The following is a 20,664-nucleotide window of genomic DNA, read 5'->3' as shown; positions in this document are numbered from 1 at the left end:
TGTCTTAAATCGTATTTTTAATATTGCTCTTTTACATGAAATCCATAAACTGTGCAGTAACTGCTAGGTTGTTTACCGCTGCGGATCATGGATTTTTAGCGGGCACGGCTGTCACCTCCGACGCAATGTTTATTGCGACAATGCTTTTCGGTAGGACGAGCATTTGCGCAGTTCCAAGAGACGACTGCTTTACGCTCTAATCAACTAATCGTAAAGGTGAAGGAAATTATGGGATTTCACCGATAAATAATTGTAATGAGTTAACATACCATCCTAGCGAAGGAAATACACGGAGACTCCTGTGGGAAAGCGAAGACGATGAGCCCCCACAGTAAGCGGTCTTTGCGAGCGAGGAGGCTCATCGCGAGCCCACGGAAAGCGGAGTGTATTTCCGTAGCGGAGGTAGGACATTCACTATTCGATGTTACGGCGCAGTTCATCATCAATTTTGAATTTAAAAAGCTGTAAATTATATGAGAAAACCTAAATGATAAACGACAGAATAATAGCATAAAAATTCCACGGAAATTGAATGTTTTGACTTGCAATCATAGAAAAATGTTTGTATAATATATAATCGTGCAATCATATATACAGATTGTCAAGACAGATGAAATGAAATTGATTTTTCTTAATAAATCAGTGGTAATTTCTCAGTGGATAAGCGATGAAGTGAGAGGTTGTTGATGCGGACTATTGCCATGGCGAGCGTCAAGTAATTTTCACGGAGTATGTCTATTATAAAATGGACGAAAGGGAGGGGAAATAATGGCAAATGAAAAGATTCGAATTCGTTTAAAAGCGTATGATCACAGAATTTTAGATCAATCAGCTGAAAAAATTGTGAAAACTGCAAAAAGAGCAGGCGCTAAAGTTTCTGGACCAATTCCGTTACCAACGGAAAAAAATATCTTTACAGTGTTACGTGCGGTTCATAAATATAAAGATTCAAGAGAACAATTTGAAATGCGCACACATAAACGTTTAATCGATATTCTTAACCCAACACCACAAACGGTTGACTCATTAATGAGACTTGATCTTCCGTCTGGTGTAGATATTGAAATAAAATTATAATGTACGTTTTATAGGAGGTGTAGACGGATGACGAAAGGAATCTTAGGACGCAAAGTCGGCATGACACAAATTTTCTTAGATAATGGAGAATTAGTTCCAGTTACAGTTGTGCAAGCTGAACCAAATGTCGTTCTACAAAAAAAGACGATTGAAACAGATGGATATGAAGCTATTCAAATAGGTTTTTCTGAAATTGATAAACCGGAAGTGTATGAACAAGGCTCTAAATTAGATCCACGTTCAAACAAAGCAGAGAGAGGGCATGCTGAAAAAGCAAACACTACCCCTAAGCGCTACGTTCGTGAAATCCGTAACGCTAAAATTGACGAATATGAAGTCGGTCAAGAAATTAGCGTTGATGTTTTTCAAACTGGCGATAAAATTGATGTAACAGGTACATCTAAAGGGAAAGGATTTCAAGGGTCTATTAAGCGTCATAATTATGCACGTGGACCAATGAGTCACGGATCTCGTTTCCATAGAACTGGTGGATCAATGGGTTCTGTTGATGCTAGCCGTGTATTTAAAGGAAAAGCATTACCAGGCCAAATGGGTGCTGAACAAGTAACCATTCAAAACTTAGAAGTTGTTAGTGTAGATGCAGAGCGTAATGTGATCTTAATTAAAGGAAATATTCCTGGTGCGAAAAAATCACTTGTTAAAATAACAACAGCAATAAAAGGAAATTAATTATATAAGTGAAGGGAGGAAACATCGTGCCTAAAGTAGCGTTATTAAATCAAGATGGAACAGAGGCTGGAGATGTCGAATTAAATGCTTCTGTCTTTGGTATAGAGCCTAACAATCATGTTATTCATCAAGTTATTATTATGCAACGTGCTGCAAAAAGACAAGGAACTCACGCTGTTAAAAACAGATCTGAAGTTCGGGGTGGCGGACGCAAGCCATGGAGACAAAAAGGAACCGGTAGAGCACGTCAAGGTTCGATTAGATCCCCTCAATGGGTTGGTGGTGGGATAGTATTTGGACCAACGCCTGAAAGAAATTACAAATACAAATTACCGAAAAAGGTACGTAAATTAGCGTTAAAATCAGCACTTTCTTCAAAAGTGAAGAGTGAAGATGTGATCGTATTGAACGATTTACAATTTGAAGCTCCAAAAACAAAAGAAATTGTTGCTGTTTTAAATGCACTAAACGTTGATGAGAAAGTGTTAATTGTCACTTCTGACAAAAACGATAACGTCATTCGTTCAGCAAATAATCTTCAAACAGTAAAAGTAATTACTGTTGGAGAAGTAAATGTTTTAGATTTAGTTGCATACGACAAATTAATTTTAACAAAAGATGCAGCTGAAAAAGCAGGGGAGGTGCTTGCATAATGAAAGATTTACGAGACATTATTAAACGCCCTGTAATTACAGAACACTCTGCAGACTTAATGGCTGATAAAAAATATACTTTTGAAGTTGATCCAAAAGCAAATCGAACTGAAATTAAACAAGCGATTGAAACAGCATTTGGGGTAAAAGTAGAAAAAGTGAACACAATGAACGTAAAAGGTAAATTCAAGAGAATGGGACGTTACGGTGGATATCGTCCAAACCGCAAAAAAGCAATTGTGCAGCTGTCAGAGGATAGTAAAGACTTAGACTTTTTTGAAGGTTAATCATTATTAATAAAAGGAGGGGAAAAACGTGTCCATTAAAAAGTATAAAGCAACTTCGAACGGTACAAGAAACATGTCAGGACTAGACTTTTCAGACATTACAACTGACAAACCTGAAAAATCATTACTTCGACCACTTTCAAAACGTGCCGGACGTAATAACCAGGGTAGAATCACGACACGTCACCACGGTGGTGGACATAAACGTCAATATCGTTTAATCGACTTTAAACGAAACAAAGATGGCATACCAGGACGCGTTGCCACAATTGAATATGATCCAAATCGCTCTGCAAACATTGCACTAATTCATTATGCAGACGGAGAAAAAAGATATATTTTAGCTCCAAAAGGGCTTGAAGTAGGCGTGCAAATCGAATCAGGGGAAAATGCTGATATCAAAGTTGGAAATGCATTACCGCTTGGAAACATTCCTGTAGGTACAGTCATTCATAATGTTGAATTAAAACCAGGGGCAGGTGGACAGCTTGCACGTTCCGCTGGAGCAGAAGCACAAATCTTAGGACGTGAAGGAAAGTATACACTCGTTCGTTTAGCTTCAGGTGAAGTACGTTTAATTTTAACGAGCTGCCGTGCTACAGTAGGGCAAGTAGGAAATATTGAGCATGAGCTAGTTCGAATTGGTAAAGCTGGTCGCTCTCGCTGGTTAGGGAAGAGACCAACTGTACGTGGATCTGCAATGAACCCAGTTGATCACCCGCACGGTGGAGGGGAAGGTCGTACACCTATTGGACGTCCATCACCAGTATCACCATGGGGTAAACCGACACTTGGTAAGAAAACACGTAAGCTTAATAAGCCATCAAACCAATATATTGTACGTAAACGTAAAAAATAAATAATTTAAAAGTGTGAGAGGAGGCTTACTTATGGGTCGTAGTTTGAAAAAAGGACCTTTTGCAGATGATCATCTATTAAAAAAGGTTGATCAACTAAACGAAAGTGACAAGAAGCAAGTCGTTAAAACATGGTCAAGACGCTCTACTATTTTCCCATCATTCGTCGGGCATACTTTTGCGGTGCATGACGGTCGTAAACATGTACCAGTATACGTGACAGAAGATATGGTAGGACATAAATTAGGTGAATTTGCACCTACTAGATCATTTAGAGGTCACGCTGGCGATGACAAGAGAACAAAACGATAATGAGAGGAGGCGAATAGGAAATGACAGAAGCTAAGGAAATAAGTGTAGCTAAAGCAGTAGCAAAGCAAGTTCGTATCGCTCCTCGTAAAGTACGTGTAGTTGTCGATTTAATTCGTGGAAAAGAAGTCGGCGAGGCAATAGCAATTTTACGTCACACACAACGTGGGGCATCACCTATTGTAGAAAAGGTATTGAACTCAGCAATTGCAAACGCTGAGCATAACTATGAAATGGACCCTGACAATTTAATTGTATCGGAAGTGTATGTTGACGAAGGAGTTACGTTGAAAAGATTTAGACCACGTGCGCAAGGTCGTGCAAGTAAAATCAATAAACGTACGAGTCATATCACTGTCATTGTGTCAGAAAAGAAGGAGGGATAGTCTGTGGGTCAAAAAATAAATCCAATTGGTCTTCGTGTAGGAATTATTAAAGATTGGGAATCAAAATGGTATGCGGATAAAGATTATGCTGATTTACTTCATGAAGATATTCAAATTAGAGAATATTTAGAAGGTCGTCTAAAAACATCAGCCGTATCAACAATCGAAATTGAGCGAGCAGCAAATCGTGTGAACATTACAATTCATACTGGAAAACCTGGAATGGTTATTGGTAAAGGCGGATCTGAAGTAGAAAAGCTACGTAAAGATTTAAACAAACTAACTGGAAAAAGAATTCATATTAACATCGTTGAAATCAAAAAAATAGATCTTAACGCAAAGTTAGTTGCTGAAAATATTGCACGTCAATTAGAAGGACGTATTTCTTTCCGTCGTGCACAGAAACAAGCTATCCAACGTACAATGCGTTCGGGAGCTTTAGGGATTAAAACACAAGTATCTGGACGTTTAGGCGGAGCAGATATTGCTAGAGCAGAACATTATAGTGAAGGAACTGTACCACTACACACATTACGTGCGGACATTGATTATGCACATGTAGAAGCAGACACAACTTACGGAAAACTAGGTGTCAAAGTGTGGATCTATCGTGGAGAAATCCTTCCAGAAAAACCGAAAAAATAAGGAAGGGGGCAATACTTATGTTAATGCCAAAACGTGTTAAATATCGTAGACAACACCGAGGACGAATGAAAGGTAAAGCAAAAGGTGGCGTAGAAGTAACTTTCGGAGATTATGGTTTACAAGCGACTGAAGCTTCTTGGATAACGAGCCGTCAAATCGAAGCCGCTCGTATTGCAATGACTCGTTACATGAAACGTGGTGGGAAAGTATGGATTAAAATCTTTCCAGACAAACCATATACTGCAAAGCCCCTAGAAGTAAGAATGGGTTCTGGTAAAGGAGCTCTTGAGGGATGGGTAGCAGTAGTAAAACCAGGAAAAGTATTATTTGAAATTGCAGGTGTAGAAGAAGAAGTTGCACGTGAAGCACTACGTCTTGCTTCTCATAAACTACCGATCAAAACTAAGTTTGTTAAACGTGAAGAAATTGGTGGTGAAATCAATGAAGGCTAAAGAAATAAAAGAACTTACCACTGCCGAAATTGAACAAAATGTCAAATCGATGAAAGAAGAGCTTTTCAACTTACGTTTCCAGTTAGCTACTGGACAGTTAGAAAATACAGCTCGAATCAAAGAAGTAAAAAGAACGATCGCTCGCTTAAAAACAGTTGCACGTGAACGTGAACTGAGCGTTAATAATTAACCTTGAGAGGAGGACGCCTCAATATGAGTGAACGTAATGACCGTAAAGTATACACAGGACGTGTTGTTTCAGATAAAATGGATAAAACTATTACAGTTGTAGTAGAGAGCTATAAAGTTCATCCGCTATATGGAAAGCGCGTAAAGCATTCAAAGAAAATGAAAGCCCATGATGAAAACAATGTGGCGAAAAATGGCGATATCGTACGTATAATGGAAACTCGCCCACTTTCTAAAACAAAACATTACCGACTAGTAGAAGTAGTCGAAGAAGCAGTAATCATTTAGTGAACAGGGAAGTTTCCGAGAGGAGGTAAAGTTCTATGATTCAACAAGAGAGTCGTTTAAAAATTGCAGATAACTCTGGAGCTCGTGAAGTTTTGACAATTAAAGTATTAGGTGGAACTGGAAAGAAAACAGCTAATATTGGTGATGTAATTGTTTGCACAGTAAAACAAGCAACACCTGGGGGAGTTGTCAAAAAAGGTGAAGTAGTGAGAGCGGTAATCGTGAGATCAAAAACAGGTGCTCGTCGTAAGGATGGTTCATATATCCGTTTTGATGAGAATGCAGCAGTAATTATTCGTGATGATAAAAGTCCAAGAGGAACTCGTATTTTTGGACCAGTGGCACGTGAACTACGTGATGCTAAGTTTATGAAAATCGTATCTCTAGCTCCAGAAGTATTGTAATTGTAGATATGAGAAGAACGATTACAAATAGATAAGTGTAAAACAGGAGGTGCGTTATTAATGCATGTGAAAAAGGGAGATAAGGTTAAAGTGCTTTCTGGAAAAGATCGTGGAAAGCAAGGAACTATTTTAGAAGCATATCCTAAAAAGAACCGTATTCTTGTTGAAGGTGTCAATATGGTAAAGATTCATGCAAAACCTTCCCAAGAGAATCCACAAGGTGGAATATTAAATCAAGAAGCACCAATTCATGTTTCCAACGTGTTGCCAATCGATCCAAAATCAGGCGAACCAACACGTGTTGGATATGAAGTACGAGATGGAAAAAAAGTCCGGATCGCTAAAAAATCTGGTGAACCTTTAGATAAATAAAGCGAAAGGAGGGTGACAAGATGAACGAATTAAAACAAATTTATCAAGAGAAAGTCGTACCATCAATGATGGATAAATTCGAATATAAATCAGTAATGGAAGTACCAAAAGTAGAAAAGGTTATTATTAATATGGGTGTTGGTGACGCTGTTCAGAACTCTAAACTTTTAGACAATGCAATAGAAGAACTTACACTTATTGCGGGACAAAAACCTGTTGTCACACGTGCAAAGAAGTCGATCGCTGGCTTTCGCTTAAGAGAAGGTATGCCGATTGGAACGAAAGTAACATTAAGAGGCGAAAGAATGTATGAATTTTTACAAAAGCTAATCCGTGTGGCATTACCACGAGTACGTGACTTTAGAGGGATTTCCAATAAAGCATTTGACGGTAGAGGAAACTACACATTAGGTGTGAAAGAGCAACTGATTTTTCCAGAAATCAATTATGATAAAGTAAATAAAGTTCGTGGGATGGATATCGCAATCGTAACAACATCAAATACGGATGAAGAAGCGCGTGAACTTTTAACACAGTTAGGTATGCCGTTTCAAAAATAAGTACGGAATTTAATGCAAGGAGGAAAATTTGTGGCTAAAAAATCAATGATAGCGAAACAAAAGCGCCCACAAAAGTATAAAGTTCGTGAGTATACACGTTGTGAACGTTGTGGTCGTCCACATTCAGTAATTCGTAAATTTAAATTATGCCGAATTTGTTTTCGTGAACTTGCCCATAAGGGTCAAATTCCTGGTGTTAAAAAAGCTAGTTGGTAATCGTAAATTCGGGAAGGAGGTAATGATTAATGGTTATGACAGATCCAATAGCAGACATGCTAACACGTATTCGTAATGCAAATGTAGTACGTCATGAAAAATTAGAGCTACCAGCTTCTAAAGTGAAAGCAGAAATTGCGGACATTTTAAAGCGTGAAGGATATGTACGTGATTATGAAGTAATTAAAGATGATAAACAAGGTGTTTTACGAATCTTTTTAAAGTATGGTGCAAATGACGAACGTGTTATTACAGGCTTAAAAAGAATTAGTAAACCAGGTCTTCGAGTATATGCTAAAGCGAATGAGGTGCCAAGAGTACTGAACGGTTTAGGCACAGCAATCGTTTCAACATCAAAAGGTGTTTTATCAGATAAAGAAGCTCGTGCTCAAGCAGTTGGCGGAGAAGTATTAGCTTATATTTGGTAATTAACACGGTAATTAGGAGGTGGAGTGAATGTCACGAATTGGATTAAGACCAATTGAAGTCCCTGAAGGTGTCGATGTAAAAATTGACAATAACAAAGTTTCAGTCAAAGGGCCAAAGGGAGAATTAAGTAGAACGCTTAACGGAAATTTAACGATTAGTTTAGAGGATAAAACAATTACAGTAGAACGTCCTAATGATGATAAAGAAAATCGTTCATTACATGGTACTACTCGTAGTTTAATCTTTAATATGATCGAAGGCGTTTCAAAAGGTTTTCAAAAAGAACTTGAAATTATCGGGGTTGGATACCGTGCACAAAAACAAGGAAATAAACTTGTCGTAAGTGCTGGTTATTCTCATCCAGTTGAGATAGAACAAGAAGATAATATTGAATTTGATGTACCTAAAAACACGGAAATTATCGTAAAAGGGATCGATAAAGAAAGAGTGGGAGCTGTTGCAGCTAATATTAGAGCAATTCGCCCACCTGAACCGTATAAAGGTAAAGGTATTCGCTATAAAGGTGAATATGTACGTCGTAAAGAAGGTAAAACTGCTAAGTAGAACATATAGGCCTGAAAGGAGGGCAACTAAATGATCACCAAACCTAGTAAAAACTATGTTCGTAAAAGAATCCATGGCCGAGTACGTAAGAAAATTAGTGGCACAGAAAGTCGTCCACGTCTAAACGTATTTCGTTCCAATAAAAACATTTATGCACAACTAATTAATGATGATGAAGGTGTTACATTAGTTAGTGCAAACACAAATGAAAAAGATTTGAACCTAACATCTAAAAGCAACGTGGAAGCAGCAGAACAAATTGGAAAGTTGCTTGCAGAACGTGCGATTGAAAAAGGATATAAAACAGTAGTGTTTGACCGCGGAGGATATATCTACCACGGACGTGTTAAAGCACTTGCTGAAGCAGCTCGTGAAGCTGGACTTAACTTTTAAAAAGAAGGAGGGACATTTCGTTGAGTAGAAATAATGACACAAACAAAATGGACTTAGAAGAACGTGTTGTTACAGTTAACCGTGTAGCAAAAGTAGTAAAAGGTGGACGTCGTTTTCGTTTTGCAGCTGTAGTAGTTGTCGGCGATAAGAACGGTCGCGTTGGATTTGGAACTGGTAAAGCACTTGAAGTACCAGAGGCAATTAAAAAAGCAATCGACAATGCCAAGAAAAACTTAATAGAAGTACCAATCGTAGGAACAACCATTCCACACGAAATAAATGGACGATTTGGCTCAGGTAATGTACTAATGAAACCAGCTGCAGAAGGTACAGGAGTTATCTCTGGTGGACCTGTCCGTGCGGTATTAGAACTAGCCGGTGTAGGGGATATTTTAACAAAGTCATTAGGCTCAAATAATCCAATTAATATGATTCGCGCAACAATTAATGGATTGGAAAGCTTAAAAACAGCTGAAGATGTAGCAAAATTACGTGGGAAATCTGTCGAAGAGTTATTAGGATAAGGAGGGAAAACATTATGTCTAAACAATTAGAAATTACCCTCAAACGTAGTGTGATCGGTAGAAAAGAGAACCAAGTGAAAACAGTTCATACATTAGGACTTAAAAAGATCAATGATACAGTTACTCATAACGATACGCCAGCTATAAGAGGAATGATTAACACAGTATCTCATTTAGTTGCGGTGAAAGAACTGTAATTAGTTAGAGAAAAGGAGGCGCGAACATGAAACTTCATGAGTTAAAGTCTAATGAAGGAAGTCGTAAGAACCGTAAACGTGTCGGACGTGGGATGGCATCAGGGCATGGGAAGACTTCTGGAAAAGGACATAAAGGTCAAAATGCTCGTTCAGGCGGCGGTGTACGTCTCGGATTTGAAGGAGGACAAACACCTTTATTCCAACGCTTACCGAAACGAGGATTTACGAATATCAACAAGAAAGAATATGCAATTGTTAATTTAGATACCTTGAACCGTTTTGATGAAAATACGGAAGTTACACCTGAGCTATTACTTGAAACGGGTGTAGTTAGTAAAGTGAAATCGGGAGTAAAGATTCTAGCAAATGGTGCGATCGATAAAAAGCTTAACGTTAAGGCTCATAAATTTTCAACTGCAGCAAAGGAAGCGATTGAGGCGGCAGGCGGCAAAACTGAGGTGATTTAATGTTTCGTACAATCTCTAATTTCATGCGAATCGCTGATATAAGAAAAAAGATTGTCTTTACATTATTAATGCTCGTCATATTTCGGCTTGGTACATTTATTCCAGTACCATACACAAACAGAGAAGCTATTGACTTTATGAATCAGCAAAACGTATTTGGCTTTTTAAATACGTTTGGTGGAGGCGCCTTAGAAAACTTTTCCATTTTGGCAATGGGAATTATGCCATATATAACTGCATCCATTATCATGCAGTTATTACAAATGGATGTAGTCCCGAAATTTACAGAATGGAAAAAACAAGGTGAAATGGGTCGTAAAAAAATTGCCCAAATTACCCGCTATGGAACCATCGTGCTTGCATTTGTCCAAGGTATAGCAATGTCCATCGGATTTAATGCAATGGCGGGTGGACTCTTAATCGAAAATCCAAACATCGGAAAAATAATCGTCATTTCAATTGTATTAACAAGTGGAACTGCATTTTTAATGTGGCTTGGCGAACAAATTACGGCAAATGGTGTTGGTAACGGTATTTCCATTATCATTTTTGGTGGAATTGTTGCTGCAGTGCCAAATGGTGTAAAGCAGCTCTATAGTCAGTATTTTATCAATCCTGGGTCAGAATTATTTATTAATATCGTCATTGTAGCGCTAATCTTTTTAGTTGTTTTAGCAGTTACAGTTGGTGTTATATATATACAGCAGGCGGAGCGAAAAATACCGATTCAATATGCTAAAAAATTAGTTAATAGATCTCCAGTAGGTGGGCACTCTACTCATTTACCATTAAAAGTTAATGCGGCAGGAGTAATTCCGGTTATCTTTGCAATTGCGTTTATTGTGGCACCTAGAACAGTGGCAGGTTTCTTTGAAGGCAATGCGGTTGCATCTACAATCGAAAAGATCTTTGATTATACGGAACCAATGGGCATGGTACTATATGTTATTCTAATCATCGCCTTTACGTATTTTTACACATTTGTTCAAGTAAACCCTGAACAAATGGCTGAAAACTTACAAAAACAAGGTGGATATATTCCTGGAATTCGTCCAGGGAGAAATACGGAGACATATTTAACACGTGTAATGTATCGTTTAACGTTTGTTGGTTCGATTTTCTTAGCATCCGTTGCAGTTTTACCAATGGTCCTTGGAGGAATCGCAAATCTACCAACGGCTGTCCAAATTGGTGGAACGAGTCTTCTAATTGTCGTTGGGGTTGCATTACAAACGATGAAACAATTAGAAAGTCAATTAGTAAAACGACATTACAAAGGGTTTATAAAGTAAAAACGTGTTAAACGTGAGAGTGAGGAGAAAACATTGCATTTAATCTTAATGGGACTTCCTGGAGCAGGAAAAGGAACACAAGCGGAAAAGATTAATGAAAAGTATCATATTCCACATATTTCAACTGGTGACATGTTCCGACTCGCGATCAAAGAAGGTACGCCGCTAGGTAAAAAAGCAAAACAATATTTGGATGAAGGTGCACTCGTTCCTGATGAGGTAACAAACGGAATTGTTGAAGAACGACTAAGTAAAACGGATTGCGAAAAAGGTTTTTTACTCGATGGCTTTCCAAGGACAATTCCTCAAGCAGAGGCACTTCGCGATATTACGACAAAATTAAACAAAAAGCTCGATTATGTTATTCATGTTGATGTACCGGAAGAAAAGTTGTTAGAACGTTTAACCGGAAGAAGAGTTTGTCCAGTATGTGGTGCAACATACCATGTTGTATATAATCCGCCGGAACAAGAAGGAATTTGTGATAAAGATGGCGCCGAACTCATTCAACGAGAAGATGATACAATAGAAACAGTACAAAAACGATTAGCAGTTAATATGGAGCAAACGAAGCCGTTACTTGATTACTATGAAAAACAAGGAATTTTAGTAACAGTAAATGGTGACCAAGATATTAACAAAGTGTTTGAAGACATTCAGGCAGAAATGAATAAATAACTTTCATGGTACACGATTATTTTATTATAATGTAAGTGAAGGTGATCGTTGTTGACTGAAGATAATACTGTTCCACAATTGGGGCAGATTGTTCGGATTACAAAAGGTAGAGAACAAAATCAATACGCGGTAGTAATCAACATACTAGACGATCGATTTGTTTCACTAGCAGATGGCGAAAAACGAAAATATGATCGGCCAAAAAGAAAGAATGTCAATCATATTGCAGGAACACCATTCATTTCTAGTGAAGTAAGAAACAGTCTTTTGGAGACTAATCGTGTCTCCAACGGGAAGTTACGATTTGCTATAGCAAAATATGCAAGTGAAGTTGTGACTGATTTAGAGAGAGGAGACGAACACGATGTCTAAAGACGATGTAATTGAAGTAGAAGGTGTTGTCACAGAAACATTGCCTAATGCAATGTTCCATGTAGAGCTTGAAAATGGTCATACGATCTTGGCTCACGTATCGGGCAAAATCCGTATGCATTTCATCCGCATCTTACCAGGAGATAAAGTGACAGTTGAGTTATCACCATACGATTTAACTAAAGGTCGTATAACTTACCGTTACAAATAGTAAGTAAGCTCCGATATTAGAGGAGGTAAATTGATGAAAGTAAGAGCATCAGTAAAACCAATTTGTGAAAAGTGTAAAATTATTAGACGTAAAGGGAAAGTAATGGTCATTTGTGAAAACCCTAAGCATAAGCAAAAACAAGGATAATCTTTTTGGAGGTGAATTAACGTATGGCACGTATTGCAGGTATTGATATTCCAAGAGATAAACGGATCGTTATCGCATTAACATCTATTTATGGAATTGGTAACACAAGTGCAAAAAATGTATTAGCAGAAGCAGGCGTTTCTGAAGATACACGAGTTCGTGACCTAACAGAAGAAGAGTTAGGAAAAATCCGTCAGGCTGTAAATAACTACACAATTGAAGGAGACTTACGTCGTGAAGTTTCTTTAAACATTAAACGTTTAACAGAAATCGGTTCATATCGAGGAGTTAGACACCGTAGAGGACTTCCAGTTCGGGGTCAAAAAACGAAAAACAACTCACGTACTCGAAAAGGACCACGTCGTGCAGTTGCAGGAAAGAAAGACTAACTTAAAAAGGAGGTAATAGTTAATATGGCTCGAAAAACGAATACACCACGTAAACGTCGTGTGAAAAAGACGATAGAAACAGGAATTGCGCATATCCATTCGACATTTAACAACACAATCGTTACGATTACTGATTTACAAGGTAATGTCATTGGCTGGAGTTCAGCAGGAGCGCTTGGATTTAAAGGTTCACGTAAATCGACACCATTCGCAGCACAAATGGCAGCTGAAACAGCAGCTAAGTCTGCGCTTGAAACGAACATGAAAAACTTAGAAGTTTCGGTTAAAGGTCCTGGTGCAGGTCGTGAAGCAGCAATCCGTTCATTGCAAGCAGCAGGTCTTGAAATTACGGCTATTCGTGACGTAACTCCAGTACCACATAACGGATGTCGCCCACCAAAACGCCGTCGTGTGTAATTTTACCGTTTAGAATTTGTCACTCTGTCTATAATGGTTATAAAGCCAGTAGTAAATGTTTAAGATGAACATTCATTATGCTTTTGATAAGAAGATTAGCAGTATTATGATTGCAATTTAAACGTTTATAGTAGGTAATCACCTTTATAAACAGTAAGAAACAGATAATGGTAATATTAATAAAATCTAAATTTACTAGAAAAAGTTTAGATTGGACGTTAGTTTTAAAGGAGGGCTTGATGGAATGATCGAGATTGAAAAACCCAATATTGAAACGGTTGAAGTAAGTGATGACGCTACATTTGGTAAATTTGTAGTGGAGCCGCTTGAAAGAGGATATGGTACCACATTAGGTAATTCATTACGCCGTATCCTTTTATCCTCACTTCCAGGTGCCGCTGTTACATCCGTACAAATTGACGGAGCACTTCATGAATTTTCAACAATTGATGGAGTAGTAGAAGATGTAACAACAATTATTTTGAACTTAAAGAAACTAGCTCTCAAAATCTATTCCGATGATGTTAAAACACTCGAAATTGATGCACAAGGCGAAGGCGTTGTTACAGCTGCTGATTTAACATATGATAGTGATGTAGAAGTTTTAAATCCAGAACTTCCTATCGCAACATTAAATAGTAGTGGTAAATTGTATATGAAGATTACAGCGGAACGTGGACGTGGTTATCGTACTGCTGAAGAAAACAAACAAGACAACCAACCAATTGGAGTCATTCCAGTTGATTCGATCTTTACACCAGTTTCCCGTGTGTCTTATCAAGTAGAAAATACACGTGTCGGTCAGATTACCAATTACGATAAATTAACTTTTGATGTTTGGACGAACGGAAGTATCCGACCTGAAGAGGCAGTGTCTTTAGGTGCAAAAGTATTTACAGAACATCTGAATATTTTCGTAGGATTAACAGATGATGCACAAAAAGCTGAAATCATGGTTGAAAAAGAAGAAGACCAAAAAGAAAAAGTTCTCGAAATGACGATTGAAGAGCTAGATTTATCAGTTAGGTCTTATAACTGTTTAAAGCGTGCGGGGATAAATACAGTACAAGAGTTAGCAGCGAAAACGGAAGAAGATATGATGAAAGTACGTAACTTAGGTCGAAAATCGCTTGATGAAGTGAAAAATAAATTGGCGGAACTAGACTTAAGTTTACGTAGTGACGATTAATTTATGATAGAAAGAATCGTCATGTAGTGAAAAGGAGGGATACTCATGGCAAGAAAGTTAGGTCGCACAACAGACACTCGTATGGCATTATTACGAAATTTAACAGCAGATGTAATTATTCACGAGCGTGTGGAAACGACAGAAGCAAAAGCGAAAGAACTAAGATCTACTGTCGATAAAATGATTACATTAGGTAAACGCGGCGATTTACATGCTCGCAGACAAGCGGCATCATTTTTATATAACAAAAAGACAGAAGACGGCGAACGCGTTCTTCAAAAACTTTTTGGTGAAATTGCCGATCGCTATGAGGCTAGACAAGGTGGGTATACACGTATACTAAAACTAGGTCCTCGCCGTGGAGACGGTGCGAACATGGCTATTATTGAGTTAGTTGAAGAAGAAACGAACGAATAATTGTAATTCATCCATAGAATGAGTGGAAAGGGCAGGCGACATCTCTTTAACCGGAGATCGATCCAAGCCCTTTTTTGTTAGTGTAAAATTCTTGTAGTGTGGAAGTAAAATCATCAAGTCTAGCCGTGTAGGGTCTGTTGAACAACTAATTTGTGTTTCATCTTACCGTTGTCTTCCGCAAAATGTGACAGTGCTTTTTAGCGGGCACGGCCTCAGCCTCCTCGGAAGAAAACCACTTCCTGCGGGGTCTTCAGACTCGCGCTTTTCCCGCTGGAGTCAGTCACTTTCGCTCCAGACAACTAGAGTAGTTCATTGCATGTGGATTTAATACAGCGCGAACCAAGGGTAATTCAGCGGCTTGGATTTAATACAGCGTGAACCAGGGATAATTCAGCGCCCGTGGACATAATACAGCGCGAACCAAGGTTAATTCAGCGCCCGTGGATTTAATACAGCGCAAACGAAGGTTAATTCAGCGCACTTGGACATAATACAGCGCAAACGAAGGTTAATTCAGTGCCCGTGGACATAATACAGCGCAAACGAAGGTTAATTCAGCGCACTTGGATTTAATACAGCGCGAACCAAGGATAATTCAGCGCCCGTGGACATAATACAGCGCAAACCAAGGATAATTCAGCGCCCGTGGACATAATACAGCGCAAACCAAGGATAATTCAGCGCCCGTGGACATAATACAGCGCAAACCAAGGATAATTCAGCGCCCGTGGACATAATACAGCGTGAACCAGGGATAATTCAGCGCCCGTGGACATAATACAGCGCGAACCAAGGATAATTCAGCGCCCGTGGACATAATACAGCGCAAACGAAGGTTAATTCAGCGCACTTGGATTTAATACAGCGCGAACTAGAATAAATCCGCACAAACACAGAATAGGTTTACCATTCAAATAATGAGTAAACAAGGATGATTTCATGTATAATAAAGAATAGAAAAATGCGCTTGGAGGCATATAGCTAATGAATCCAATTGTCGAATTTAATAATGTCTCTTTCCACTATGGTGAAGACGGTCCATGGATTCTAAAGAACTGTACGTTTTCGATTAAAGGAAATGAATCGGTTGCGATAATCGGTCATAACGGTTCAGGTAAATCAACCATTGCTAAATTAATGAATGGTCTATTATTTCCTCAAGAAGGGGAAGTTTATATAAATGGAAAATTATTAACCGAAGAATCCGTATGGGAGATTCGTAAAGATGTAGGGATGGTTTTTCAAAATCCCGATAATCAGTTTGTCGGGGCAACCGTTCAGGACGATGTTGCTTTTGGAATGGAAAACCGTGGCATCGAACGAAAAGAGATGGAAATCCGTATTGAAGATGCTTTAGAAGCGGTAAAAATGAAAGAGTATCGTCTTACAGAACCACATCGCTTATCAGGAGGGCAAAAACAACGTGTAGCGATTGCTGGTGTTATTGCCATTTCACCAAAAGTCCTTATCTTAGATGAAGCAACAGTGATGCTTGATCCAAAAGGACGAACAGAAATAATGGAAACGATCGGGCATTTACAAAAAGAAAAAGATTTATCACTCATCACAATCACACATGATTTACATGAAGTGATGAAGGTGGAACGAGTTATTGTCTTAAATAAAGGAGAAATATGGGCAACTGGTACACCTCGGGAAATTTTAAAAAACGGCAGCGAACTACAAAAAATCGGTCTCGATATGCCATTTTTAATTGAATTATCTCAAGAATTAAAAGATCTAGGAGTTAATGTTTTAAATGAACCATTAACAACGGAGGAAATGTTGGAGGAATTATGGATATTACATTCAAAAATGTAAGCTATACATATCAACCAAATACACCATTTGAGCACAATGCACTAAAAAATGTCTCGTTTCACATTCCTTCTGGTTCATTTATTGCGATTATTGGACATACTGGCTCCGGTAAATCAACGCTTATTCAACATTTAAATGGATTACTTACCCCGACAAAAGGTGAGGTAAAGATTGGAAATTACACGCTATCAAGTGAAAAAAAGCTTAGGGAAATGAAAGAGTTAAGAAGTAAAGTCGGCGTTGTATTTCAATATCCAGAGCACCAACTTTTTGAAGAAACCGTTGAAAAAGATATCGCATTTGGTCCAGAAAACTTCGGCGTTCCGACAAGCACGATTAAAAAGAGAATCGAAGAGATTATGCCGAAAGTTGGTCTTTCAAATGATTTTCTATCTAGATCCCCATTTGAATTAAGCGGAGGACAAATGCGTCGGGTTGCCATTGCAGGAGTGCTCGCAACGAATCCAAGTATTTATGTATTGGATGAGCCAACAGCAGGACTTGATCCAAAGGGACAAAAAGAAATGATGGATATGTTTTACCAAATGCATCAGGAAGAAGAGATTACAACAATACTTGTCACACATAGTATGGAAGATGCACTAAAATATGCCGACTATATTATCATTTTAAATCAAGGTGAAAAGTATATGGAAGGAAAACCAGAAGAAGTTTTTTTAAGAGAATCCGACATTCAAAAGGTACACTTACAAGTACCTGAATCCATCCAGTTTCTAAAAAAGTATAATGAGAAATTTGGCACACAGCTTCCATTAACGAGACAATCAACAAAAGAGATAGCCGCACAAATCAGTCGTACATTATAAGAGGATGTTCAAAAAGTCCAACAAAAATGACGCATCGAATTTCTGCGTTGGCAGCTAAGAAAGGATAAATCCTTTCTTACTGCATAAGTGCAACTAGGGCATTCGCAGTAAAGGCGTAGCGAATGCAAAGTTTTCTAAGCTTACTTTTGCGGTACTTACGTATGTAAAAGCATACGCTCCGTACCTCATAGCTAAGCCGCCTTGAACTTCTTGGTCCTTTTTATCGACCTTTTTGAACACGCACTATAAGGAGCTTTACTTTACATGAGTAATTCTATGATTATCGGACAATATGTTCCTGGAACCTCACTCATTCACAAGTTAGATCCAAGAACAAAAATAGTTATCATATTTTTTTATGTCATCGTCGTATTTTTTGCGAATAATGTGTTAAGTTACGGTCTATTAACAACGTTTGTAATCATTACGATTATTTCTACTTTTATCCCATTACGGTTTATTATTAAAGGGTTAACACCTGTCTGGTTTTTAATTATCTTTACGTTTTTACTGCACTTATTTTTAACGAAAGAGGGCCCAGTTCTTTTTGAAATATTATCGATCAAATTTCATTTGGGTGGGGTTATTCAAGGATTAGTTATTTCATTACGCTTTTGTTTACTTATTTTAATGACATCTTTGCTTACATTAACAACGACACCTATTGAAATTACGGATGCAATTGAAAGCTTGCTTCATCCATTAAAGAAAGTAAAGTTCCCAGTTCACGAACTTGCTTTAATGATGTCGATATCGCTTCGATTTATCCCAACACTGATGCAAGAAACGGATAAAATTTCAAAAGCACAAGCTTCCCGAGGTGTCGATTTTCGTACAGGCCCACTAAAGGAAAGAATGAAAGCAATTATTCCGCTACTTGTGCCGCTATTTGTTAGCGCCTTTAAACGTGCGGAAGAATTAGCCATGGCAATGGAAGCACGAGGATACCAAGGCGGGGAAGGCAGAACGAAATTAAGAGAGTTAACGTATCGAAAAAAAGACCTCTTCATCTTTATCCTTTTTATCTGTGTCGTTGCACTCTTAATCTATGTGCGCAGTTAGAATGAGAGGTATAGGACCTATGCAAAAATTAAAATGTACCGTAAGTTATGATGGAACTCATTTTTCCGGATCACAAATACAGCCGAATAAACGAACCGTCCAAGCGGAAATGGAAAAAGCAATGACAAAAATGCATAAGGGTAAACAGGTGCAAATTTACTTTTCTGGACGGACAGATGCAGGAGTTCATGCGAAAGCCCAAGTTTTTCATTTTGAAACAGAGATGAATATTCCTCCTGAAAGTTGGAAAAAGGCATTGAACGCTGTACTTCCAAAGGATATTCATGTAAAAGGGATTGAGCCTGCACCTGCAAACTTTCACGCGCAATTTGATGCAATCGAAAAAGAATACCGCTATTTCGTGTTCAATTGTAAAGAGCGGAATGTGTTTAAGCGAAATTATGCTTATTATTATCCGTTTGACGTGGATATTAAAAAGATACAAGTGGCTTGTTCATTATTTGAAGGGACACACGATTTCACCTCTTTTTGTTCCGCCCGTACAGCAGTAAAAGGCGGTAAAGTACGCACATTGTATGAAGTCAGTTGTAAAAAACATGAGGATGAGATTGTGTTTATTTTGCGAGGGAACGGCTTTTTATATAATATGGTGCGAATTATTGTCGGTGTTTTATTGGATGTAGGTAGTGGCAAAATTGACCTTCCTGAAATTGAAGAAATGTTTCGTAAAAAGGACCGTACTTTTGCTGGAAAAACATTACCTCCAGAAGGGTTGTTTTTATGGAAGGTAAAATATGAGAATGAAGCGGGAAAACAAAGAGGTAATGCTTGACAAACATAGGATACTTGATATATTATGGTGTATGGCAAATTATTTCTAATCCATAATTAGCCCCGGAAACTAATTGTGTGAATATAGATGAAATGTGAAAAAAGGAAAGAATGTTGGAGGGAAAAAAATGCGCACTACTTTCATGGCAAATGATAGTACTGTGGAACGCAAATGGTATGTGGTCGACGCTGAAGGTCAAAGACTTGGTCGTCTTTCAAGCGAACTTGCTGCAATCCTTCGTGGAAAGCATAAGCCGACTTACACACCGCATGTTGATACAGGAGATCATGTAATTATTATTAATGCAGATAAAATTGAACTTACTGGAAACAAAATAAACGACAAAATGTATTACCGCCATTCTGGTTACACAGGTGGGTTAAAAGAGCGTAATGCAGATGAGATGAGAACGAACCATCCTGAAAAAATGATTGAAATTGCAATTAGAGGGATGCTTCCAAAAGGACCACTAGGACGTAAAATGTTTAAAAAATTACATGTTTACCGTGGACCAGAGCATAAAAACCATGCACAAAAACCAGAAGTTTACGAGCTTAAAGGATAATAAAGGGAGGTTAAACGATTGGCACAAGTACAATACTATGGAACAGGTCGCCGTAAAACGTCAACAGCACGTGTACGTTTAGTACCGGGATCTGGTCGTGTGATTATAAACAACCGTGATGCAGAAGAATATTTTCCATATGAAACACAACGATTAATTTTAAAACAACCGCTTGTTTCAACTGAAACAGAAGGAACATATGACGTATTAGTTAATGTCCACGGTGGTGGTTACACTGGTCAAGCTGGAGCAATCCGCCATGGCGTTGCTCGCGCACTACTGCAAGCAGACCCAGACTACCGCATAACGTTAAAACGTGAAGGATACTTAACACGTGATTCAAGAATGAAAGAACGTAAGAAATACGGTCTTAAAGGCGCACGTCGTGCACCACAGTTCTCAAAACGTTAATCGTATTGATACGATTGGATTACAGCCCTTTCTCACTTTTTGTGGGAGAGGGCTTTTTATATGTATTGCCCTATTTTTCTCCCTTTGCTTTTAATCTGCCTATAAAGCTACTAA

Annotated in this window: 35 protein-coding genes and 1 pseudogene; all 36 read left to right on the top strand. The window is 38.3% G+C overall.

The features are described from left to right. The first annotated feature begins 768 nt into the window (after positions 1-768). Positions 769-1,077, top strand: a complete 309-nt coding sequence (gene rpsJ, locus DFR56_RS16530) for a 30S ribosomal protein S10 (RefSeq protein WP_110396559.1) — start codon at positions 769-771, stop codon at positions 1,075-1,077. A 27-nt stretch (positions 1,078-1,104) separates the two neighbouring features. Beyond that, on the top strand, positions 1,105-1,767 hold the full coding sequence (gene rplC / locus DFR56_RS16525; RefSeq protein ID WP_110396558.1) for a 50S ribosomal protein L3: 663 nt from the start codon (positions 1,105-1,107) through the stop codon (positions 1,765-1,767). 26 nt (positions 1,768-1,793) lie between these two features. Further along, positions 1,794-2,420 carry a 50S ribosomal protein L4 gene (gene rplD, locus DFR56_RS16520; protein ID WP_110396557.1) on the top strand — a complete coding sequence of 209 codons (627 nt, stop codon included), beginning with the start codon at positions 1,794-1,796 and terminating at the stop codon, positions 2,418-2,420. Continuing rightward, positions 2,420-2,707 carry a 50S ribosomal protein L23 gene (gene rplW / locus DFR56_RS16515; protein WP_110396556.1) on the top strand — a complete coding sequence of 96 codons (288 nt, stop codon included), beginning with the start codon at positions 2,420-2,422 and terminating at the stop codon, positions 2,705-2,707. Before rplD ends, rplW begins: the two co-directional genes overlap by 1 nt. Before the next feature lie 28 nt (positions 2,708-2,735). Further along, positions 2,736-3,566: a 50S ribosomal protein L2 gene (rplB, locus tag DFR56_RS16510; protein WP_110396555.1), complete on the top strand. Its 831-nt coding sequence runs from the start codon at positions 2,736-2,738 to the stop codon at positions 3,564-3,566. 31 nt (positions 3,567-3,597) lie between these two features. Continuing rightward, positions 3,598-3,876, top strand: a complete 279-nt coding sequence (gene rpsS / locus DFR56_RS16505) for a 30S ribosomal protein S19 (RefSeq protein WP_110396554.1) — start codon at positions 3,598-3,600, stop codon at positions 3,874-3,876. A gap of 20 nt (positions 3,877-3,896) precedes the next feature. Continuing rightward, positions 3,897-4,259 carry a 50S ribosomal protein L22 gene (rplV, locus tag DFR56_RS16500; protein WP_110396553.1) on the top strand — a complete coding sequence of 121 codons (363 nt, stop codon included), beginning with the start codon at positions 3,897-3,899 and terminating at the stop codon, positions 4,257-4,259. Positions 4,260-4,262: 3 nt separating this feature from the next. Further along, a pseudogene (rpsC, locus tag DFR56_RS16495) lies at positions 4,263-4,944 on the top strand (30S ribosomal protein S3). Then, positions 4,922-5,356, top strand: a complete 435-nt coding sequence (gene rplP / locus DFR56_RS16490) for a 50S ribosomal protein L16 (RefSeq protein WP_110396551.1) — start codon at positions 4,922-4,924, stop codon at positions 5,354-5,356. The pseudogene rpsC and the gene rplP overlap by 23 nt, the downstream one beginning before the upstream one ends. After that, positions 5,346-5,546 carry a 50S ribosomal protein L29 gene (gene rpmC / locus DFR56_RS16485; protein WP_110396550.1) on the top strand — a complete coding sequence of 67 codons (201 nt, stop codon included), beginning with the start codon at positions 5,346-5,348 and terminating at the stop codon, positions 5,544-5,546. Before rplP ends, rpmC begins: the two co-directional genes overlap by 11 nt. 23 nt (positions 5,547-5,569) lie before the next feature. Further along, the gene (gene rpsQ, locus DFR56_RS16480) at positions 5,570-5,833 is read left to right on the top strand and encodes a 30S ribosomal protein S17 (protein ID WP_110396549.1); all 264 of its coding nucleotides are present in this window, start codon (positions 5,570-5,572) and stop codon (positions 5,831-5,833) included. A 35-nt stretch (positions 5,834-5,868) separates the two neighbouring features. Further along, the gene (rplN, locus tag DFR56_RS16475; RefSeq protein WP_110396548.1) at positions 5,869-6,237 is read left to right on the top strand and encodes a 50S ribosomal protein L14; all 369 of its coding nucleotides are present in this window, start codon (positions 5,869-5,871) and stop codon (positions 6,235-6,237) included. Positions 6,238-6,297: 60 nt separating this feature from the next. After that, positions 6,298-6,609, top strand: coding sequence for a 50S ribosomal protein L24 (gene rplX / locus DFR56_RS16470; protein ID WP_110396547.1), 312 nt, complete (start codon positions 6,298-6,300; stop codon positions 6,607-6,609). 20 nt (positions 6,610-6,629) lie between these two features. Then, positions 6,630-7,169, top strand: a complete 540-nt coding sequence (gene rplE / locus DFR56_RS16465) for a 50S ribosomal protein L5 (protein ID WP_110396546.1) — start codon at positions 6,630-6,632, stop codon at positions 7,167-7,169. A 30-nt stretch (positions 7,170-7,199) separates the two neighbouring features. Beyond that, the gene (locus DFR56_RS16460; protein WP_110396545.1) at positions 7,200-7,385 is read left to right on the top strand and encodes a type Z 30S ribosomal protein S14; all 186 of its coding nucleotides are present in this window, start codon (positions 7,200-7,202) and stop codon (positions 7,383-7,385) included. Positions 7,386-7,414: 29 nt separating this feature from the next. Then, positions 7,415-7,813, top strand: a complete 399-nt coding sequence (rpsH, locus tag DFR56_RS16455; protein ID WP_110396544.1) for a 30S ribosomal protein S8 — start codon at positions 7,415-7,417, stop codon at positions 7,811-7,813. A gap of 28 nt (positions 7,814-7,841) precedes the next feature. Beyond that, on the top strand, positions 7,842-8,378 hold the full coding sequence (gene rplF, locus DFR56_RS16450; protein WP_110396543.1) for a 50S ribosomal protein L6: 537 nt from the start codon (positions 7,842-7,844) through the stop codon (positions 8,376-8,378). A 30-nt stretch (positions 8,379-8,408) separates the two neighbouring features. Further along, the gene (rplR, locus tag DFR56_RS16445; protein WP_110396542.1) at positions 8,409-8,771 is read left to right on the top strand and encodes a 50S ribosomal protein L18; all 363 of its coding nucleotides are present in this window, start codon (positions 8,409-8,411) and stop codon (positions 8,769-8,771) included. A gap of 47 nt (positions 8,772-8,818) precedes the next feature. Continuing rightward, positions 8,819-9,295, top strand: coding sequence for a 30S ribosomal protein S5 (rpsE, locus tag DFR56_RS16440; RefSeq protein ID WP_110396590.1), 477 nt, complete (start codon positions 8,819-8,821; stop codon positions 9,293-9,295). A gap of 14 nt (positions 9,296-9,309) precedes the next feature. Further along, a complete protein-coding gene (gene rpmD, locus DFR56_RS16435; protein ID WP_110396541.1) occupies positions 9,310-9,492 on the top strand; it encodes a 50S ribosomal protein L30 in 183 nt (60 codons plus the stop codon). Between the two features lie 26 nt (positions 9,493-9,518). Further along, positions 9,519-9,959 carry a 50S ribosomal protein L15 gene (gene rplO, locus DFR56_RS16430; protein ID WP_110396540.1) on the top strand — a complete coding sequence of 147 codons (441 nt, stop codon included), beginning with the start codon at positions 9,519-9,521 and terminating at the stop codon, positions 9,957-9,959. After that, entirely contained in the window at positions 9,959-11,251 is a 1,293-nt protein-coding gene (gene secY / locus DFR56_RS16425; RefSeq protein ID WP_110396539.1) for a preprotein translocase subunit SecY, read from the top strand. The genes rplO and secY overlap by 1 nt, the downstream gene beginning before the upstream one ends. 33 nt (positions 11,252-11,284) lie before the next feature. Next, entirely contained in the window at positions 11,285-11,929 is a 645-nt protein-coding gene (locus tag DFR56_RS16420; RefSeq protein WP_110396538.1) for an adenylate kinase, read from the top strand. Positions 11,930-11,980: 51 nt separating this feature from the next. Further along, the gene (locus tag DFR56_RS16415) at positions 11,981-12,301 is read left to right on the top strand and encodes a KOW domain-containing RNA-binding protein (protein WP_110396537.1); all 321 of its coding nucleotides are present in this window, start codon (positions 11,981-11,983) and stop codon (positions 12,299-12,301) included. After that, the gene (gene infA / locus DFR56_RS16410; RefSeq protein WP_110396536.1) at positions 12,294-12,512 is read left to right on the top strand and encodes a translation initiation factor IF-1; all 219 of its coding nucleotides are present in this window, start codon (positions 12,294-12,296) and stop codon (positions 12,510-12,512) included. Before DFR56_RS16415 ends, infA begins: the two co-directional genes overlap by 8 nt. A 33-nt stretch (positions 12,513-12,545) precedes the next feature. Then, positions 12,546-12,659 carry a 50S ribosomal protein L36 gene (gene rpmJ, locus DFR56_RS16405; RefSeq protein ID WP_110396535.1) on the top strand — a complete coding sequence of 38 codons (114 nt, stop codon included), beginning with the start codon at positions 12,546-12,548 and terminating at the stop codon, positions 12,657-12,659. Between the two features lie 23 nt (positions 12,660-12,682). Then, positions 12,683-13,048 carry a 30S ribosomal protein S13 gene (gene rpsM / locus DFR56_RS16400; RefSeq protein ID WP_110396534.1) on the top strand — a complete coding sequence of 122 codons (366 nt, stop codon included), beginning with the start codon at positions 12,683-12,685 and terminating at the stop codon, positions 13,046-13,048. Positions 13,049-13,072: 24 nt separating this feature from the next. Next, on the top strand, positions 13,073-13,465 hold the full coding sequence (gene rpsK, locus DFR56_RS16395; protein WP_110396533.1) for a 30S ribosomal protein S11: 393 nt from the start codon (positions 13,073-13,075) through the stop codon (positions 13,463-13,465). A gap of 244 nt (positions 13,466-13,709) precedes the next feature. After that, a complete protein-coding gene (locus DFR56_RS16390; protein WP_110396532.1) occupies positions 13,710-14,654 on the top strand; it encodes a DNA-directed RNA polymerase subunit alpha in 945 nt (314 codons plus the stop codon). A gap of 45 nt (positions 14,655-14,699) precedes the next feature. Then, a complete protein-coding gene (gene rplQ, locus DFR56_RS16385) occupies positions 14,700-15,071 on the top strand; it encodes a 50S ribosomal protein L17 (RefSeq protein WP_110396531.1) in 372 nt (123 codons plus the stop codon). Between the two features lie 984 nt (positions 15,072-16,055). Beyond that, the gene (locus DFR56_RS16380; protein WP_110396530.1) at positions 16,056-16,892 is read left to right on the top strand and encodes an energy-coupling factor ABC transporter ATP-binding protein; all 837 of its coding nucleotides are present in this window, start codon (positions 16,056-16,058) and stop codon (positions 16,890-16,892) included. Beyond that, positions 16,868-17,719 (top strand): energy-coupling factor ABC transporter ATP-binding protein, encoded by an 852-nt coding sequence (locus tag DFR56_RS16375; protein WP_110396529.1) that lies wholly within the window; start codon positions 16,868-16,870, stop codon positions 17,717-17,719. Before DFR56_RS16380 ends, DFR56_RS16375 begins: the two co-directional genes overlap by 25 nt. 264 nt (positions 17,720-17,983) lie before the next feature. Further along, complete coding sequence (locus DFR56_RS16370; protein ID WP_110396528.1) at positions 17,984-18,781, top strand: energy-coupling factor transporter transmembrane component T family protein; 798 nt, start codon at positions 17,984-17,986, stop codon at positions 18,779-18,781. 19 nt (positions 18,782-18,800) lie between these two features. Beyond that, positions 18,801-19,574, top strand: a complete 774-nt coding sequence (truA, locus tag DFR56_RS16365; RefSeq protein WP_110396527.1) for a tRNA pseudouridine(38-40) synthase TruA — start codon at positions 18,801-18,803, stop codon at positions 19,572-19,574. A 127-nt stretch (positions 19,575-19,701) separates the two neighbouring features. Beyond that, a complete protein-coding gene (gene rplM, locus DFR56_RS16360; RefSeq protein WP_110396526.1) occupies positions 19,702-20,139 on the top strand; it encodes a 50S ribosomal protein L13 in 438 nt (145 codons plus the stop codon). Positions 20,140-20,157: 18 nt separating this feature from the next. Beyond that, entirely contained in the window at positions 20,158-20,550 is a 393-nt protein-coding gene (gene rpsI / locus DFR56_RS16355) for a 30S ribosomal protein S9 (protein WP_110396525.1), read from the top strand. Positions 20,551-20,664 lie beyond the last annotated feature (114 nt).

It is taken from the genome of Pseudogracilibacillus auburnensis (assembly GCF_003201975.1).
Taxonomy (GTDB): Bacteria; Bacillota; Bacilli; order Bacillales; family Amphibacillaceae; genus Pseudogracilibacillus; species Pseudogracilibacillus auburnensis.
This window is presented reverse-complemented; position numbering and strand designations above follow the sequence as displayed.